Source organism: Marinobacter sp. (assembly GCF_041686475.1).
Taxonomy (GTDB): Bacteria; Pseudomonadota; Gammaproteobacteria; order Pseudomonadales; family Oleiphilaceae; genus Marinobacter.
Map to the genome: position 1 here is coordinate 45,806 of NZ_JAWLDU010000005.1, position 18,251 is coordinate 64,056.

Sequence of the window (18,251 nt, forward strand, 5' to 3'; positions counted from 1 at the left end):
CACGTCAGTCAGTGGTTGAACGAACCGCTGGCTTTGCAAGCCACTCGTGTCCTTTCAGCATACCGTGCCAGTATAGCGCAGGCAGCTGCTTGGCCTTCAGGAACCAGGCCGCCCTGGTAGCTTTGGTGCCGTCATTGATCCATTTGGGGAAGCTCGGCTGCAGGACGCCGCCGTAGCCGAACTCCGCCAGCACGATCTTGCCGTTTTCCACCGTCAGTGGGCAAGAACCATAGCCAAGATAGGCCGCACGCAGCGGTTCATTGCGCAGGCTGGCGATCAGGTTTTCTGCCACTACCGGCGCCTGTTTGCGAACCGCCGCTGCGGTCTTGGCATTGCCGGTTCCGCTGACATCACCAAGGCCAAAGATGTTGGAGAAGGTTTTGTGGCGCAGAGTGTCATCCGCCAGGTCCAGCCAGCCGTTTTCGTTGGCCAGTGCGGATTCGCGGATGAACTGCGGAGCACGCTGGGGTGGTACAGCGTGCAGCATATCGAAGCCGACTTCGCGGTCCTGGCTGTTGCCGTCGGCGTCGGAGCTTCGGAATACGGCGGTCTGCGCAGGGCCATTAACGGAAACCAGGGTGCTCTGGAAGTTCACATCGATGCCATACTTTTCAATGTAGGCTTCCAGTGCCGGCACATAGTCGGCAACGCCAAACAGGACTGCTCCGGCGTTGTGAAACTGGATGTCCAGATTTTTCAGCACGCCGTGCCTGAGCCAATAATCGGACGACAGGTACATGGCTTTCTGGGGTGCGCCGGCACACTTGATGGGCATGGGCGGCTGGGTAAAAAGGGCCGTACCCTGTTTGAGATTCTGAACCATATCCCAGGTGTAACTGGCCATGCCCTCACGATAGTTCGAGGTTACGCCGTTGGAGCCCAGTGCGGCCTCCAGCCCCTCAATGCCGCCCCAGTAAAGTTCCAGCCCCGGAGCCAGAACCAGCATCTCGTACTGTATGGCCGAGCCATCGTCCAGCTTGATCTGGTTACGGTCCTGATCCACTGCTGCTACTGCTTTCTGATACCAGGAAACGAATTCCGGCATCACTTCCGACATGGGTCTGGAAGTCACTTCCGGCCGGAAAACACCACCCCCGACCATGGTCCAGCCGGGCTGGTAATGATGTTTGCCGGCAGGCTCGATGATGGCTATGTCGAGATTACGATCACGCTTGTAAATGCTGGCCGCTACGGAAATGCCGGCAGCTCCGCCACCTACGATCACAACCGTATGCGTTTTGAGTTCACTCTGGGGCGTTGTTGTATTGCTGATCATGCCTCGAACCTCTTGTCTTTGTTTGGAGTCTGTGGCGATTGAGATATATTAAAGCCTACCAAACATTTGGTTCTATCGTTAGACTATTTATTCATATTGAAATCTCGCGCTCTACTTCTCAGTCATAGATTTAGATATTTCCGATCATCGGTTAGTTATTTATAGCTTTTCTGCATTAATCACATTTAACGGGACAATTAGAAAGATAAAACCTATAGCTATATGCTAATAACTATAAAGCAAGCCTACAGCGCTTTCAGGCAACGAGGAGGACGCGCTCATGAACAGATTTCAGAATTCCCCCGCAACCGAAGCAGGCACACCTGATGTGGCAGGCTTTTTCGACCCTCGTACATTCAGCGTTCAGTATGTGGTCAGCGATCCTGACACCAGGCAGTGTGCCATCATCGACCCGGTACTGGACTATGATGAAAAGTCCGGCGCAACGGCCACGCATCACGCTGATGAGCTCCTGAAGTACATTGATGCACAGGGCCTGTCGGTACAGTGGATTCTCGACACCCATCCCCACGCCGACCATTTCTCTGCCGCCCAATACCTCAAGGAGGAAACCGGCGCCCCCACTGCTATCGGGGGCTACGTGACCGGGGTTCAGGAACTCTGGAAGGACATCTACAACTGGCCGGAGTTTCCGGCAGACGGTTCCCAGTGGGACCATCTGTTCCGTGCCGGCGATGAATTCCGCGTCGGGAACCTGCACGGGCGGGTGATATTCTCTCCCGGGCATACCCTTGCATCCGTCACCTATGTGATTGGCGACGCAGCCTTTGTACACGACACCCTTTTCCAGCCCGATTTCGGCACTGCCCGGGCCGATTTTCCCGGTGGCGATGCGCATCAGTTGTGGGAGTCAATCCAGGGCATACTGGCCCTGCCGGAGGATACCCGACTGTTCACCGGCCACGACTACATGCCCGGCGGCCGTGAACCTGAATGGGAAAGCACCGTGCGCGAGCAGAAACAGGCAAACAGACACCTGGCCAACACCACGGAAGAGCAGTATGTGAAGTTGCGCAACAAACGCGACAGCGAGCTCCCCATGCCCAAGCTGATCCTCCACGCCCTTCAGGTAAATACCCGTGGCGGGAGGCTGCCTGAGCCGGAAGCCAATGGCACGCGTTACCTGAAGATTCCACTGGACGCTCTTGAAGGTGCCGCCTGGGAATGATCCCGGACTGAGAAATGAAACCCCGTTGCCGGGCCTGAAGCGCCCGGCTTTTTTGTGAAAAAAAGCGCATTTCAGACTGAAAGTGACTTTGTCACAGAAGGGTCCACATGGTCACGCTACTGTGGCGATGAGGTTTACCGATCAACCCAAAAAGGAGTTCTTTCCATGATCAAATCCCTGAAAGCCCTGGCCATTGCCACACTGATTGCGGTTGCGCCATTCAGCGCTCATGCTGATAACCACAAGGATGCCGTTGAAGAAGTGCTGGTTATCCTCTCCAGCGACTCCCTGCAAACCCAGGGCATGGCAATGGTGCTGTCCAATACCATGGCCGAAAAAGGTGCCAAAGTGAACGTGCTTCTGTGCGACAAAGCCGGTGATATGGCCCTGAAATCCTATGAAGCACCGGCACTCAAGCCAAAAGATGTAACGCCCGGGCAGATGCTCCGTGGCCTGCTCAAGAACGGAGGTGAGGCGAAAGTCTGTGCACTGTATCTCCCCAACAGCGACTATGATAAGGACGACCTGATTGACGGTGTTGGCGTTGCCATGCCGCCGGAAATGGCAGACCAGATGCTGAATCCGGGCATGCGTACGTTCACGTTCTGATTCTGTCTGGCAGCATGCCCGGGCAATTTGTCCGGGCATGCTTCGTTCAGCAAATAACCAGAGGTGAGTAGATGACCGAGGTGAAGCCCTCACGACTGCAGAATTTCCCGGTGTCCTGATTTGCGGTAATCATGGGGATGACAGGATTCACGGTTGCCTGGCACCACGCAGAACCACTCTTTGCACTCCCTGTCCGGCCCAGCGTTGTCCTGCTGGGGTTAACGATTGTTACCTTCGTGATTCTACTGGCTTTATACCTGACGAAGATTCTGAAATACCCGAATCAGGTCAAAGCGGAATATTCACACCCGATAAAGCTCAACTTCTTCCCCACTGTCTCCATCGGCCTGATCCTCATCAGTGTGGCTCTGCTGCCCTATAGTCATGCGCTTTCTCTGGTTTGTTGGGCCGCAGGCGCTTCTCTTCATCTGGCGTTCACTCTTCATGTGCTTTCGGTATGGATGCACCAGACCCATTTCGAGGTTGACCACCTGAATCCAGCCTGGTTTATCCCGGTTGTTGGTAACATCCTCGTGCCGGTTGCTGGCGTCAGGCATGCGTCACCGGAGATTTCATGGTTTTTCTTCAGTGTCGGCCTGATATTCTGGCTGGTGTTACTTACCATTATTTTCTACCGCATGCTGTTCCATCAGACTCTGCCGGCGAGATGGATGCCTTCGCCCGTATTCTCTATTACGTGGCCATCTTTCTGGCGCTGCTTACACTGCTGATAGGGATGCTGGTGTGGAGAACTGCCCGGGCTGTGCAGCGCCGGGCAATCTGTATTGAGGACTAGTGTCCAAGGAACACTAGGGACGATAGATTTTTTCCGGGTTCAGGTTCATTGACCAGGGCAGGCCGTCGTTCTGCCAGCCACTGACAATTCTCATGCCCTCTTTCTTGCCTTCTTTGGCGCCGCCGCCCTGAAAGCCATTATCAATATACTTCACATTGGTGAATCCGCGCTCCAGCAGGTACTCCGCACTGGGCTTGCCCCGGGTGGAGCCTGAACGGCACATGGTAATAATCAGAGCGTCCTTGCTGAGCCCTTTTTCCTCGAGTGCCTTTTCCACGTCCGCCGCGAAATCGGGATTGGTGTTCATGGCGAACCGGCCCTTGTCAGCCAGGAATTCAGAGCGGTCCACAAGTTTGAACGGAATGTTTTTGTCGATCACGTCTGTGTAGCCGATGAACATGATTTCCACCGGGTCCCGGACATCAACAAAAAGAATCTCATCCCCCTTTTCCTGGACCATGTCGTAGGTCTGCTGAGGCGTGAGAGACAGGGCATCTTCGGCATAGGCGTTAGCACCGAAGACAAAGGCTGTTAACAAAGCAAATACCAGATGTTTCATCGTCGTTTCCTCCTGGAAAAGAACACGCCTGCCAACCAGCAGGCGCTTTTTTTACTCCGCGAACGCGATTACAGCTTGGTGGTGCGGAGGTAGGGACGAATCTCATTCCAGCCGTTCGGGAACATTCCCTTGGCATCCTCGTTGGAGATGGAGGGCGGAATGATGACGTCGCCACCCTTGCGCCAGTCTGCTGGCAGGGCACAGTTGTTTTCATCACCGCACTGCAGGGCATCAATCACCCGCAGGATTTCGTCGAAGTTCCTGCCGACCGCCATGGGGTAGGTCATGGTCAGGCGGATCTTCTTGTTGGGGTCGATGATAAATACGCTGCGCACGGCGGCGGTTTCGCTTTCACCGGCATGGATCATTTCGTAAAGCTCGGCAACCTTGTGGTCGGCATCGGCAACGATAGGAAACTGCAGGTCGCAATTCTGGGTGTCGTTGACGTCGTCAATCCACTTTACGTGCTCTTCGACAGTATCGGTGGACAGACCCAGAGGCTTCACGTTGCGGGCGTCGAATTCTTTCGCAAGCTGGGCTGTGCGGCCCATTTCAGTGGTGCAGACCGGTGTGAAGTCGGCGGGGTGACTGAAGAAAAACACCCAGGAATCTCCTGCCCAATCGTGGAAATTGATCTGGCCGGCGGTGCTGTCGATGGTGAAGTTCGGTGCGGTATCGCCAAGTCTCAAACTCATAGTGGATCTCCTTTCGGGTTTTGCGTTGGGAGGCTGCATGCCTCGTCGTGACCAGATAACAATAACCTGATCAGGAGTCTTTATCCAATATAGTTATATCTATAGATCAAATAGGTTTAAGTCATGAGGCCTTTACCTGTTGGTCGATCTGAGCGAGCAGTAGCCGATATAATCCGGAGCGGGCCTCACGGACTGTTTTGATGGGTAGGCAGCATGGAAAGAAACCACAACGACGCCACTAGCATGGAACAACTGCTGGATCAGATTCGCGAATCGGCAACCGAGGCGGGGCAGGTGTCGGTCAACGCCATCCTCAATAGCGTGGGAGAGCGCTCATTCGGGCCGGTCGTATTGCTGGCGGGGCTGATTACCATCGCACCGTTGATCGGTGATATTCCGGGTGTTCCGACAATTCTGGGCCTGGTGGTGTTGCTGACACTGGGGCAATTACTGTTCCAGAGGCATTCCATCTGGCTGCCATCCTGGATTTCCCGGCGCTCGGTTCCACAGCACAAACTGCTGAAGGGGCTGGACTGGCTGCAGAAACCTGCGCGCTTTCTCGACAGGTGGACAGGACCACGTCTGGTTTTTCTGGTGGACGGACCGGGGCTTTATGTCATGGCGATCATCTGCATGGCGGTTGCCATGGGGATGCCACTGATGGAGGTGGTGCCGTTCAGCGCCAATGGCGCCGGTGCAGCGCTGATAGCGTTCGGCCTGGCGATTGTGGCACGGGATGGAGTGCTGGCTATTCTGGCAACATCATTTACGCTGGTGACCGGGTGGTTTGTGGTCACCAGCCTGGCAGGTTAGCCAACCGCTATCGGGTGCTGTCTTTCACGTCTTCGAGAAACCTTTTGGTGCGCCCACTGATTTCATCCAGTTGGTCTGACCACTTCCGCTGGTAACTGCTGAAGGACTCGTCACTCAGCTGCGACAAGCGGGCGCCAGCCTCTGCCAGTGCCCGGCCGTAGTCCTCCATGGCCTGCCAGAACTCCGCAGCCACTTCCTGGGGTGATTCCGGCTTACTGCAGCCGGCAACGGTCGCCATTAGCAGCGACAGCAGTCCCACCTTCAACCACGCGTAGCTCATCCACTCACCCTCACACCGATGTCGATTCAGCGCGAATCATACTACACCGGCTATAGATTGCAGGTCAGTTTTACCAATTCTTCATCAAACACACGGCGGTTCTCACTGTAGTCCACGGGCACTTCAATCAGGTGTACACCACCTTCGGTCAGGGCATGTTTCAGCGTGGGCCGGAGGTCCTCGGTGCGACTGATATGGTGGCCGGTGGCCCCGTAAGCGTCGGCGTATTTCACGAAATCCGGATTGTCGTAATCAAGCCCGAAATTCGTGAACCCTTCCTGGGACTGTTTCCACTTGATCATGCCGTAGGCATTGTCGTTGATAACCATGATCACCAGGTTCAGTTTCAGCCGCACGGCGGTTTCCAGCTCTTGGCTGTTCATCATGAAGCCGCCGTCACCGCATACAGCCATCACCTTCAGATGCGGATACAGCATCGCGGCCATCATTGCACTGGGCAGGCCTGCTCCCATGGAAGCGAGGGCGTTATCCAGCAACACCGTGTTGTTATCGTAGGCCGGGTAATTACGGGCAAACCAGAGTTTGTACATTCCATTATCCAGGGCGATGATGCCATCTTCCGGCATTTCCTGGCGGACATCGTGGATAATGCGCTGGGGGATGACCGGAAAGCGGCTGTCATCCACCTTTTCTGCCAGGTGACTGTCAACGGCCGCTTTCACCTCCGTGAAGCGGCTGAAATCATGTGACGAACACTGGCCACAACGCTCTGCAAGATATTCCACGCTGTTTGCGATGTCCCCGACCACTTCGTGCTGGGGGAAGTACACTGGGTCCACATCCGCGCCACTGAAGTTCACGTGGATAACCTTTTTACCACCGGGTTTCATGAAAAAGGGTGGCTTCTCAACCAAGTCGTGGCCCACGTTAATGACCAAGTCGGCATGGTCGATGGCGCAGTGTACGAAGTCGCCGGACGAAAGCGCAGCGTTACCAAGATAGCGGGCATGGCGCTCATCCACCACGCCCTTGCCCATCTGGGTGGTGAAAAATGGAATACCGGTAACATTCACCAGATGAATCAGGGCCTGGGACACCCGTTTGCGGTTGGCGCCGGCACCGATCATGATCAGCGGATGCCGGGCCTTGCGGATCATCTCGCAGGCGGTATCAAGGCTCTTGGTGCTGGCTGAGGGGCGGCGGGCGTCACTGGGCTGGAAGATATGGGTGTCGGATTCCGCTATTTCCGAGGCAATGTCTTCCGGCAACTCCAGATGAACGGCGCCGGGGCGCTCTTCCAAGGCCAGGCGAAACGCCTCCCGCACTTTGGCAGGGATAGTGTTGGCATTGCTTATCTGGCGCGTGTACTTGGTGAGTGGACGCATCAGGTCCACCACGTCCAGAATCTGGAACAGGCCCTGTTTCGACGACTTGATAGGCTTTTGCCCGGAAATCATCATCATGGGCATGCCGCCAAGCTGGGCGTAGGCAGCTGCGGTTACCAGATTGGTGGCACCGGGGCCAAGCGTTGACAGGCATACCCCAACCCGGCCGGTCAGCCGCCCGTAGGTGGCAGCCATGAATCCGGCTGCCTGCTCGTGCCGATTGAGCACCAATTCAATATCGGACTCCCTTACGGCTTCCAGAAAATCAAGGTTTTCCTCCCCCGGTACCGCGAAGATGTAACGAACACCTTCATTTTCCAGGGCTCGAACAAACAGTTCCGCACCGTTGCGGCGATCAGTGGCCTGAGCGGTCATCCTTTCTCCTGTTGCGGATGGATTGACTGAACCTGACTTTCAACTTTCCCGCGGGGGTTCTGCCTGCAATGCCTCGGCGGGCAGCCGGTCACGGCCCCAACTACGATGAACGCGGCCGATCACCCGTTCCAGTTCTTCCTCGCCAACCTCTGCAGGCTCACCCCGCTCAAGGGGGTCGTAGTGGAAGATATACAGCCTTGAAGCAAACTGCTCAAAAGGCAGAGAGGCCTCACCGAAGCGCTCGCCTTTGCCTGCGGTACTGACCACCACATCGTCCCCCCAGTTCTGACCGCTGTCGTTATTGGGGTTGAAGAAATACGCCCGCATGACGTCGTCCGGGTCCAGTGTTACGCGAAGGATGGTAATGGCGTGCCAGCCAATGAATCTTGCGGCACTATCGGTAACGGCTACGCCCGCCGGTTGCGGGTGGATCAATGGCTGGTTGCCGTTGTAATAGGGGTGGTAGCTGGCGTAGAAATGCCTCAGGAACGTCTCAAGGTCATCCAGCTGGCCGGTTGCCACATCCACATTGATGCGGAAGCCCCGCCCGGCTGACCAGCCATGGAATTCCGGATTCACCCATTGATGGGGGTCCCCCTGGCGACCGACACACAGGCGCCCCATCTCTGCATAGATCCGGTCCAGATGCGGAACCACCACCAGCGAAACCGGGTCAAGATCCAGCGTTACCTCAGAGGCCACGCCGCCCCGGCTGGCCGCCGAGGAAACCGGCTGACCTTCGAAGTGCATGATGATCTCGTTGTCCCGGGCCGCCCAGGCCACCATCTGCAGCAGGTAATCGGGATCGTTATAGGCCCACATGGACAGAGCCCGTGCCGACTGGCAGGTGGGATTGTTGCCCTGCCCTATACCGAGGGGCTGGCCCAGCATGTTCAGCACTCCCTGGATCAGCCAGGCCTTGGGCTGTGGCTGATAGCCATAGGCCAGCTGGAGACGTTCTCGCGCCTCGGAACAGATAGACAAACGGGCCTGTCGCCAGAGTGCCGGCGCCACCGGAGGCTGATAGAGAATCCCCCGCTCCAGTAGCAGCGCCAGGCCATAGAGGCCCTGGGCTGTTTCCGGGAACACCCCTTCGGCGACCAGCTCATGGACCAGGTCCTTGTAGCACAGGAGGCAATCTCGGCCGGTGCTGGAAAGGCCAAGGGCCTCGGTCATCATGGAGTCCTGTTTTTCCAGGATGTACCGCACAAAGGCCGCATGGTAGGGAGACACCAGCCCGGTGTCGTGCATGGAACGGGCGAATCCGGTGGCCTCACTCTGTAATGCCCCCGAATCCATGGACTGCAGGCGCTCTTCGTATACCGGAATGCCCGGGTCTTCCCGGCAGGCCTGGGTTGGTCCGTAGAGGCTGGAAATCAGGCGCTCGGCACCCTGGCCTGCACCACCAAGGTCCACATTGGGGTCAACCCTGCACAATGCGATCTGGGTAATCATCTGCCGCACGCTGGTCACCTGTATGGGCCGTTGCTGCAGTATCCGCCAGATTTCTTCTATCAGCTTGTCGATAACATGTTCATAGCCGATTTTTACCGCAATGTGCTGAACCACGGCACGGCTGACCAGCGCCAGCTTGCCCTGCTCACGTTCAGCCTCACCGGATTCGCCAAACAGCATGTTGAGGTTGATTGCCAGTACCTGGGTCAGGTAATGGTGCGCCTGTTCCGCCGACACCGACTCATGCAGGTAATCACCACGGGCGACAGCCAGCAGCCGCAGTTCGCTCATGGCCTCGATAATGACTGTATCGGCCTGGGGACTCTGCAGCGCGAAGGTGGTCAACGACGGCAAAAGAATGGAGGGGTCTGCCCAGTCGGTTCCCCAGAATACGCCGGCTTTCTCAAGCCATTCGGCGCGCTCCTGGATCGCAAGGCAGCCCCCCGGCTGTAGCAGCACCCGGCGAACGATGTCGAACACCCGGGGCAGCTTTCCGGGTTTTGCGAAAGCACGGCTCTCGTCGAGAGCCGTTATTGCATCATCCAGTCGCTGCACCAGCTTATCGAAGTTCACAACAGTTGCCGGGTTTTCAGCGTTGGAATTGCTCAAACTGTTTTCCTCAGGGTCTGCGCCAGACCCGTTGTTGTTAATTCCTTGCGGAATTATACATAGAAATCCAGTTCTTCCTGATGTTTCAGCATATCTCTCATCACATAGGGGTCTTCACCGAAGAAGTAAATCAGACCCCAGTGCGTGCCAAAGGCAGTACGCTTGGTAACGGTTTCTTCCATCGGTGGCGTCAGTTCATGAGACTCGAAGTACTCGTGATTCTCGGTCTCTTCCGGCATTTCCAGCTTGCTGACCACGCGGCGGCGGGGATAAACACCGAAACAACCTGCATAGCCCTTGGCATCCACCACCTCTTTCGGGAAGAAGGCCTTGACCTCTTCGTCGGTGGTTTTCGGGTCGAACGTCATGATCAATGCCTGGTAGGCATTGAAACCATAGGCGCGTTCAAGAAGCTCGAATACCTTGAAGCCCGGCGGCCGGTAAGCCACTTCGCCGAAGTACATGGTGCTGTCACTGGTCACAAAGTACTCGGGGTGAATAAACCCGAACTCGATATCAAAGGTTTTGATCAGTTTTTCAATCTCACGGGTAATCTGCTCCCGGTATTTCTCGAGATCCGGCGTGGCGGGAACAAAAACCGAGTAGCCAAGAGTGACGTATTCGGAGATGTTCAGGAACGCAATCTTGCCGTTATGTATCCAGGCTTCAACCGCAAATTCCCAGCCGTCCAGGTGGGATTCCATCAGCACCGGAAACTCTTCCTCGGGAATGGTATCCACTTCATCCGGCGTGCGGATAACCCGGTGGCCCAGGCAACCGGCCTTGTCGAAAGCTTTCAGGTGGATCGGGTCGTTGGGGTCGCCGTCAAGCTTCAGCAGTGTCTGGTTAACGCGCTTAAGGAAACGGATAACGTCATCCTTGTCATGGGCTTCCTCAAAGATACCCACACGAATACCGCCCAACTGGGCACGGCGCTTCATCAGAGCCTTGTCCCGTAACAACATGGACTGGCCGAACAGCTTGGGCTGATCCATCAGTACCGAGTTGATGGCACCGGCCCACTCCACGGTTTCCTCGAACAGCGGAATGGCCACATCCACACCCATTTCCTTGAGGGTCTGGGCAATCTCCACAGAGCGATCATTCAGGCGCTCGAAGTTCCAGGGAACGTAGGGAATGTCGTGTTCTTTGCAGTAGGTTTCCGCCCAATCCGGGGCAACCACCACGTAACGGCGGTCGAACTTGTCAGCGGCTTCCACCGCGTTCAGGCTCCAGCCCAGGAGTGCGACATAGCCTTTATTCGGATCGAACTTGTGCTCGCTCATATGCGTTCTCCTTCGTGGGTGTTCTTAATAACCTAACGTTTCAAGTGCAAATCGCAACCAGACCCAAACCCTGAAACGCAATAAGCGCCGACGGCACAGGTGGTTAAACCAGTGCTGCCGGCGCTTTTGCCGCGCTTAGATCATTTGGAAATATCACTTCAACCTGAGGGTTGAGAGGGTTCGTTCCCGCACTTTATTGAGTAGTTGCTCATCATCTACCAGCGACTGGCCATAGGAAGGAACCATAACTTTCATACGTTCCTGCCATTCCGGGGTCTTTATACGTTCCGGGAAGCAGCGTTCGATCACATCGATCATGGCATGGGTTGCCGTAGAGGCTCCCGGAGAGGCTCCAAGAAGGGCCGCCAGAGTGCCGTCTTTCGCCGCCACAATCTCGGTTCCGAATTCCAGTTTGCCACCACCATCCGGTGACTTCTTGATGATCTGCACCCGTTGGCCGGCATCCTGCAACCGCCAGTCTTCTTCCCTGGCGTCCGGGAAGTAGTTGCGCAGGGACGCCACACGATCGCTGTGAGACTGGAACACTTCGCCGATAAGGTAACGGGTCAGATCCATGTTGGTCCTGCTTACCGACAGCATGGGACGAAGGTTGGTGGGGCTCACCGAGCCGAACAGGTCGAATACAGAGCCCTTCTTGAGGAACCGCGTGGTGAAGCCGGCGAAGGGGCCAAACAGCAGGGCCGGCTCGCCGTTAATGATGCGGGTATCCAGATGCGGTACCGACATCGGGGGCGCCCCAATGGGCGCCTTGCCATAAACCTTGGAGTTGTGTTGCTCAACGATTTCCGGCTTCTGGCACACCAGCCACTGACCACTGACCGGGAAACCACCGTAACCCTTGGATTCATCGATATCAGACTTCTGCAGCATTGGCAGCGCACCGCCGCCGGCCCCCAGAAATACAAAGCCCGCCTCGAGCTTGGTCAGCTCGCCGGTTTTCTGGTTCTTGACACGTACCTTCCAGCGACCGTTGTCACGCTTGGCCAGGAAATGCACCGGGCTGCTGAGCATCAGCTCGAAATTGGGTGTGGATTCCAGGAACTTGACCATGCTGCGGGTCAGGGATCCGAAGTCCACATCCGAACCGTGCTTGACCCGCGTGGCGGCCACACGCTGCATCGGATCGCGGTTATTCACTACCAGCGGCATCCAGTCTTCCAGATCCCGCGGGGATTCGGTGTACTCCATCTCGCGGAAGAGGTGATGGGCACTGAGCCTCTCGTAACGGCGCTTGAGAAACTTCACCCCGTCTTCACCCCAGACAAAACTCTGGTGCGGTGTGCGGTTGATGAAGGTTCCGGGCTCCGGCAGGATGCCCTCCTCCACCAGGTGCGACCAGAACTGCAGCGAGACTTCAAACGAGGCATTGATTTTCAGCGCCCGCTCGATCGTGACATCACCATCTCCGGTTTCCGGCGTGTAATTGAGTTCACAGTAGCCGGCATGCCCGGTACCTGCGTTGTTCCATCCATCGGTGCTTTCATGGGCCACGTGATCGAGACGCTCCACCATGACGATGTCCAGGGAAGGATCCAGCTGCCTGAGCATCATGCCGAGGGTAGCGCTCATGACGCCACCGCCAACCAGCACTACATCTGCCTGTCTAACGGCCATTGGTTTTCACCCTAGCTAGTTTGAAGCCTGCAGCCCGCCCACGATCAGCAGAGGGGCCTTCTGAAGTTGTGGCGCGATTATCCCGTTTTTTCAACGGATAATAAATTGCGATTATCAATTGACAGTCGGCCAATGCTGGCCCGGAGCAAACGCCGGCGCATGCCTGGCGAGGGACAACACCAGACTTCCTGTACGAACAGTGGCCGCGAGTGGGTCAAACGTTTAAAATGCGCCCGCCGGGCGTGCTTGCTATCATTCTCGCGCCTGCGGCCCGGGATATCACCGCCACTTTAGTCTCATACCATGGGGCTTACATCATCAGGGCTACTCTATGTTACTGGCATTTGGAGCAATCATCGCCGGTCTGATTCTTCTTGTCTGGAGTGCTGACCGATTCATTGAAGGCGCAGCGGCAACCGCAGCACACCTGGGCATGCCCTCCCTTCTGATCGGCATGGTTATCATCGGGTTCGGCACCTCGGCGCCAGAGCTGGCGGTATCTGCCATGGCTGCATTGGATGGCAATCCCGGGCTGGCATTAGGCAATGCCTATGGCTCAAACATCACCAATATTGCCGTTATCGTAGGATTTACTGCGGTGATCGCCCCGATTGCGGTGCACTCACAGGTAATCCGCAAGGAACTGCCATTACTGCTGGTACTGACAGCAATAGCCGGTTATCAATTGATTGATGGTGAACTGACACGCACTGATGGCTGGGTTCTTCTGGCGGTGTTCGCAATCGTAATGGGCTGGTCCATAGTCCAGGGCGTTCGCGGCAAAGGCGACGCCCTGATCGGCGAGACCGATTCGGATCTGATCGCTCATCCCATGCCACTCAGGATTGCTCTGATCTGGCTGGCCGTCGGCCTGGTACTGCTGCTGGTCAGCTCCCGCATGCTGGTATGGGGAGCGGTATTCATCGCCCAGAGCCTGGGCGTCAGCGATCTGGTCATCGGCCTGACCATTGTCGCCATCGGCACGTCACTACCGGAACTGGCCTCGGCCCTTGCCGCTGTCAAGAAAAACGAACATGACCTTATCCTTGGCAATATCGTGGGATCAGGCATCTTCAACACGCTCGCCGTTGTCGGCCTGGCCGCCACCATCGAGCCAATGACGGTAGACATGGAGGTTCTCTACCGCGACTGGACCTTGATGACGGCCCTCACCATCGGCCTGCTGCTGATGAGCTTTGGCCTTAACGGTAAATCCCGGACCATCGGACGCCCCTCCGGCCTGTTACTTCTTCTGGTATACGTCGGCTACGCCAGCTACCTGGTATCAACCGTGGTGAGCTGACCAGTACCGGTCAGTCCTGATTCTCACGGAACACCATCGCCACCGAGTTCAGGCAGTAGCGCTGACCGGTGGGCGGTGGGCCATCGGGAAACACATGCCCCAGGTGACTGTCACAGCGGGGGCAGCGGATTTCAGTGCGGACCATACCCATGCTGCTGTCATCAAGATAGCGGATATGATCGGTGTCGAAGGGCTGGAAAAAACTGGGCCAGCCCGTGCCGGAATCGAACTTGGAATCGGAACTGAACAGCGGCAGTTCACACAGCCGGCAGTAATAGACACCGGGGTTCTTGTTGTCCAGCAGGGTGCCGCAAAATGGCCGTTCGGTGCCGTGGTCCAGTAACACACGGCGTTCTTCACCGGTCAGCCCGGCGGCTTTCTCTTCAATCTGTTCAGGTGTCAGCGGTGTCAGGTCGTAACCTGCTGCAGAAACGCTCATAGCAGCCTCCTCAGGCAATATCATTACCGGTGTAACCGGGTTTCAGCCGGTCACCGAATGTGTCCACAAGCTTTTCCATCTTCGGTGCTGCAACAGCCATAATGTAAGGCTGATAGGGATTTCTGGCCGCAAAATTCTGGTGGTATTCCTCCGCCGGGTAGAATGCTTCCAGTGGTTCCAGGCTGGTCACCACCGGATCATCGTAGATGCCGGCCGCATCCAGTTGGCGGATATATGCCTCGGCCACCCGTCTCTGATCTTCGGTTTCGTAGAAGATGGCTGACCGGTACTGGGTGCCCCGATCATTGCCCTGTCGATTGAGCTGGGTAGGATCATGAGCCACGGAGAAAAACACTTTCAGGATCTCTCCGAAGCTGACAGTTTGCGGGTCGTATCGAACATCCACCACTTCCGCATGCCCTGTCTGGCCACTGCATACCGCTTCGTAGCTGGCAGTGTCCGCGCTGCCGCCCGCGTAGCCAGACTCGACGCCGGTAACACCGTTGACCGCCAGGAATACCGCCTCCACACACCAGAAGCAGCCACCCGCCAGCACGATTCTCTGCTCGGCATCACTGGCAGTGGGCAGGTCACTTTCCGGATCCGGGAAGCGGCTCTTGGGTACGTTCAGGCCTGGAATATTGCAAGATGTCGACATATCAGCTTCTGCCTCTGAGTCATTACCAATGGTTCACTCACGCTTTGGCCAAGTGTGGCTTGACTGACCCGTTTTGACTACCCCTGACCGCCCTGATCAGAAAAGCATCAAACCTGCCAGAGCGCTCAGGGGCGCAAGAATCCACACTGGCACCCGCCAGACAGCCAGACTGACCCAGGTAAGCAGGACAAAAGCAATTGCGCCGGAACTATTTACGGCGGAAGTCCAGACCGGATCATAAAGTGCTGCCAGTAACAGCCCGACGACGCCGGCATTCACGCCAGCAAGTGCCGCTCGGGCAACCTCGTGGCTGCGAATGTAGGACCACAGGGGGAGACCGGCAAACACCAGCAGGGTTCCCGGCAGGAAAACAGCAACGACAGCTACCGCGGCGCCTGCCAAGCCACCTTCGGTACCACCGAGAAACGCAGAAAACGAAAACAGCGGGCCCGGCATCGCCTGGGCAACACCGTAACCGGCGAGGAAGGTATCTGCCGGCATATTGCCGGAAGCCACGAAGCCTTCCTGCAACCACGGCAATACAACGTGACCGCCACCAAAGACGAGTGCACCGGCACGATACAGTTCGGCCCATATCCAGCCGAGGGAATCCGAAGCCAGCGGCAGGAACGCCAACAGCAGCAACACCACGAAAACCGCGAAGAAAACCATGGGGCGTCGGGTCTGCATCGGTATGGTCAACGCTTCTTCAGACTGTTTCTGCGGCAGTTTCAGCGCCACACCCGCAGCGCCTGCCATAAGCAGGGCCAGAATCTGCATCCAGGTTGCCCCCACCGTCAGCAACAGTATCGCTACCATCATCGCTATGGATAACCGCGGAGAGTCCGGGCACAGACTACGGCCCATCTGCCATACGGCCTGGGCAACCACTGCCACTACGAAAAGCTTCAGGCCAGTAATCCAGCCGCCCTCACCGGCATCTGGCCACAACCCCAGCCCCATGGCAAACAACGTCATCAACAGGGCCGATGGCAGCGTGAAACCAAACCACGCTGCCGCAGCGCCGCTGTACCCTCGTTGCAGGAATCCGAGGGTCAAACCCACCTGGCTGGAGGCAGGCCCTGGTAATAACTGGCACAATGCGACCACCTCGCCATAGGCGGAGTCGGACAACCAGCGCCGGCGTTTTACGAATTCCTCGTGAAAGAACCCCAGATGAGCCGCCGGACCACCAAACGAGGTCAGGCCCAGACGCAGGAACAACAAAAAAATCTGCCAGGCAGGTAAGGCTCCTGCATAAACATCTTTCGACATGGAACTCTCTGTCTGTGACAACGTTTAGTATGAAGGATGAACATTATGACGTGCCTGTTGCATCACTCCCAGACCCAACCATAATGAAGGAACGTGTTGACCGGATCGTGACAGGAAACGTTCACAACAACCAACAGGATGAGTAATGACTGCCCGGGCACATACACCAGAAAATCAGAACGAGCTGCTGGAATACCGTCTGAGCCTCCGGCTTGGCCCGGTTCACGCCCGCCAGCGTCTCGGCATCGAACAGGAAGCAGAGTCAAAAGTTTTCGGGCCGGACCGGCACTCGTTCCATCTTGAGAATATCACCTCCGCACCGCGGTTTATCAGCACCTGCCTGAAACTGGCCGGCCTGTTCCGGCGGGGCCAGGCTAATAGCCGCCGCCTCGACACCGTACACAACCGATTTCACATCACTGGCCTTCCTGCCGCGTTCGAAGGCTACAGGATACTGCAACTGACCGACCTTCATGTGGATATGGACGAGGCCAACCTGCAAGCGGTGATCAACCGGATCAAGCCGCTTGAGTACGATCTGTGCGTGCTCACCGGTGATTACCGACGCCGAACCTGGGGGCCGATCGAAGATGCCATGGAGGGCATGGCAAGGCTGAGGGATGCCATCCAGGGCAAGGCCTATGCCGTGCTGGGCAATCATGACAGCGTGCGCATGGTGCCCGGCCTCGAGGATATGGGCTACCACCTGTTGATGAACGAGCATGCAATACTGCAGAGAGGTGAGGACAGGCTGTACCTCGCCGGGGTAGATGATGCCCATTTCTACAAGGTTCACAATCTTCACAAGGCCGGTGATGAAATCCCGCCTGGCGGCATCAGCCTGTTGCTCAGCCATACTCCGGAAATCTGGCGGGAAGCCGCCCATGCCGGCTATGACGTTTTTCTCTGTGGTCATACCCATGGCGGGCAGATCTGCCTGCCCGGCGGTTTTCCCGTCACCCTGGATTCCGATTGCCCACGGGAGCTGGGCCGCGGGTACTGGCGCCGCAACGGCATGCAGGGTTACACCTCACCGGGAACCGGCACATCGGTGGTCAACGTGCGTCTGAATTGCCCGCCGGAAGTAACCCTGCACACGCTCACCGGCGGGCCGGGCTAGTACAGCGGGATCAGTGGGGCTGGTGGCGAATACCCAATCGGTAGAGAACCGGCGACAGAAGTATATTGGAGACGGTGAACAGCACCACAACACCGGCCACCACAAACCAGCTCAGTTCCAGCCAGTACCACGCCATCACCATCGGCAGAAGCGCCTCGGGAATCTGGTCCAGGCCGATGGCGCGGGCACTGGAGGCCAGGCCGGCACGGCGTTTGATAAAGCTGCTGACCATGTCTCCGACCAGCCCCAGCAATCCAAACAACAGGCCGAACAGGAACCCCTGCCCGGTTATCAGCGAAAACAGCCCGCAGGCCAGCACACCGGAGACGACACCCCGCCAGGTTTTGCTTTTCCCCAACACCGGCCGGCCGTCGCGCCACTGTCGCCCGCCATCCACCGCCGCAGACCAGCGCTCTCCCAGCATCAGCGCGGCGACCACCGGTGCGCCGTTTGCCAGCACCAGCATAACGAAGAGCTCGAGTGAAATCAGCAAACTGCCCAGCCTCCGTCAGGTGCCGCCCATTGGACGGTTG

General features: G+C 57.0%; 18 protein-coding genes. 6 read left to right on the forward strand and 12 right to left on the reverse strand.

Translation table 11 applies throughout. The annotated features are described in order from the left end of the window. Positions 1–4: 4 nt before the first annotated feature. A complete protein-coding gene (locus ACESMB_RS02420; protein WP_372926373.1) occupies positions 5–1,276 on the reverse strand; it encodes an FAD/NAD(P)-binding oxidoreductase in 1,272 nt (423 codons plus the stop codon). 280 nt (positions 1,277–1,556) lie between these two features. Here ACESMB_RS02420 and ACESMB_RS02425 point away from each other — a divergent pair, with 280 nt between their 5' ends. The 3 genes from ACESMB_RS02425 (at position 1,557) to ACESMB_RS02435 (ending at position 3,805) form a co-directional block, all read left to right on the forward strand. Further along, complete coding sequence (locus ACESMB_RS02425) at positions 1,557–2,465, forward strand: MBL fold metallo-hydrolase (protein ID WP_372926372.1); 909 nt, start codon at positions 1,557–1,559, stop codon at positions 2,463–2,465. Positions 2,466–2,630: 165 nt separating this feature from the next. Then, a complete protein-coding gene (locus tag ACESMB_RS02430; protein WP_372926371.1) occupies positions 2,631–3,074 on the forward strand; it encodes a hypothetical protein in 444 nt (147 codons plus the stop codon). 137 nt (positions 3,075–3,211) lie between these two features. Beyond that, positions 3,212–3,805 carry an SLAC1 anion channel family protein gene (locus ACESMB_RS02435; protein ID WP_372926370.1) on the forward strand — a complete coding sequence of 198 codons (594 nt, stop codon included), beginning with the start codon at positions 3,212–3,214 and terminating at the stop codon, positions 3,803–3,805. A gap of 78 nt (positions 3,806–3,883) precedes the next feature. Here the strand turns inward: ACESMB_RS02435 and ACESMB_RS02440 are convergent, their stop codons facing one another. Next, complete coding sequence (locus tag ACESMB_RS02440) at positions 3,884–4,429, reverse strand: rhodanese-like domain-containing protein (protein WP_372926369.1); 546 nt, start codon at positions 4,427–4,429, stop codon at positions 3,884–3,886. A gap of 68 nt (positions 4,430–4,497) precedes the next feature. Continuing rightward, positions 4,498–5,124 (reverse strand): peroxiredoxin, encoded by a 627-nt coding sequence (locus tag ACESMB_RS02445; RefSeq protein ID WP_372926368.1) that lies wholly within the window; start codon positions 5,122–5,124, stop codon positions 4,498–4,500. A 213-nt stretch (positions 5,125–5,337) separates the two neighbouring features. Here ACESMB_RS02445 and ACESMB_RS02450 point away from each other — a divergent pair, with 213 nt between their 5' ends. Beyond that, positions 5,338–5,937: an exopolysaccharide biosynthesis protein gene (locus ACESMB_RS02450; RefSeq protein WP_372926367.1), complete on the forward strand. Its 600-nt coding sequence runs from the start codon at positions 5,338–5,340 to the stop codon at positions 5,935–5,937. A gap of 7 nt (positions 5,938–5,944) precedes the next feature. On the opposite strand, the gene ACESMB_RS02455 is transcribed toward ACESMB_RS02450, so the two are convergent. The 5 genes from ACESMB_RS02455 to mqo all read right to left on the reverse strand — a co-directional run bounded on the left by ACESMB_RS02455 (position 5,945) and on the right by mqo (position 12,923). Beyond that, complete coding sequence (locus ACESMB_RS02455; protein WP_372926366.1) at positions 5,945–6,217, reverse strand: hypothetical protein; 273 nt, start codon at positions 6,215–6,217, stop codon at positions 5,945–5,947. A gap of 50 nt (positions 6,218–6,267) precedes the next feature. Beyond that, on the reverse strand, positions 6,268–7,938 hold the full coding sequence (locus ACESMB_RS02460; RefSeq protein ID WP_372970836.1) for an acetolactate synthase large subunit: 1,671 nt from the start codon (positions 7,936–7,938) through the stop codon (positions 6,268–6,270). 39 nt (positions 7,939–7,977) lie between these two features. After that, positions 7,978–10,002, reverse strand: coding sequence for a hypothetical protein (locus ACESMB_RS02465; protein ID WP_372926364.1), 2,025 nt, complete (start codon positions 10,000–10,002; stop codon positions 7,978–7,980). A 53-nt stretch (positions 10,003–10,055) separates the two neighbouring features. Beyond that, positions 10,056–11,288 carry an acetyl-CoA carboxylase biotin carboxylase subunit family protein gene (locus ACESMB_RS02470; protein ID WP_372926363.1) on the reverse strand — a complete coding sequence of 411 codons (1,233 nt, stop codon included), beginning with the start codon at positions 11,286–11,288 and terminating at the stop codon, positions 10,056–10,058. Positions 11,289–11,441: 153 nt separating this feature from the next. Further along, complete coding sequence (gene mqo / locus ACESMB_RS02475; RefSeq protein WP_372926362.1) at positions 11,442–12,923, reverse strand: malate dehydrogenase (quinone); 1,482 nt, start codon at positions 12,921–12,923, stop codon at positions 11,442–11,444. A 331-nt stretch (positions 12,924–13,254) separates the two neighbouring features. Here mqo and ACESMB_RS02480 point away from each other — a divergent pair, with 331 nt between their 5' ends. Continuing rightward, positions 13,255–14,226 (forward strand): calcium/sodium antiporter, encoded by a 972-nt coding sequence (locus ACESMB_RS02480; protein ID WP_372970837.1) that lies wholly within the window; start codon positions 13,255–13,257, stop codon positions 14,224–14,226. Between the two features lie 10 nt (positions 14,227–14,236). On the opposite strand, the gene msrB is transcribed toward ACESMB_RS02480, so the two are convergent. The 3 genes from msrB to chrA all read right to left on the reverse strand — a co-directional run bounded on the left by msrB (position 14,237) and on the right by chrA (position 16,598). Further along, positions 14,237–14,665, reverse strand: coding sequence for a peptide-methionine (R)-S-oxide reductase MsrB (gene msrB, locus ACESMB_RS02485; protein WP_372970838.1), 429 nt, complete (start codon positions 14,663–14,665; stop codon positions 14,237–14,239). Positions 14,666–14,675: 10 nt separating this feature from the next. Further along, the gene (gene msrA, locus ACESMB_RS02490; protein ID WP_372926359.1) at positions 14,676–15,323 is read right to left on the reverse strand and encodes a peptide-methionine (S)-S-oxide reductase MsrA; all 648 of its coding nucleotides are present in this window, start codon (positions 15,321–15,323) and stop codon (positions 14,676–14,678) included. Between the two features lie 96 nt (positions 15,324–15,419). After that, a complete protein-coding gene (gene chrA / locus ACESMB_RS02495; protein ID WP_372926358.1) occupies positions 15,420–16,598 on the reverse strand; it encodes a chromate efflux transporter in 1,179 nt (392 codons plus the stop codon). Between the two features lie 145 nt (positions 16,599–16,743). Here chrA and ACESMB_RS02500 point away from each other — a divergent pair, with 145 nt between their 5' ends. Beyond that, complete coding sequence (locus ACESMB_RS02500) at positions 16,744–17,718, forward strand: metallophosphoesterase (protein ID WP_372926357.1); 975 nt, start codon at positions 16,744–16,746, stop codon at positions 17,716–17,718. Positions 17,719–17,728: 10 nt separating this feature from the next. On the opposite strand, the gene ACESMB_RS02505 is transcribed toward ACESMB_RS02500, so the two are convergent. After that, positions 17,729–18,211, reverse strand: a complete 483-nt coding sequence (locus ACESMB_RS02505) for a CDP-archaeol synthase (protein ID WP_372926356.1) — start codon at positions 18,209–18,211, stop codon at positions 17,729–17,731. Positions 18,212–18,251 lie beyond the last annotated feature (40 nt).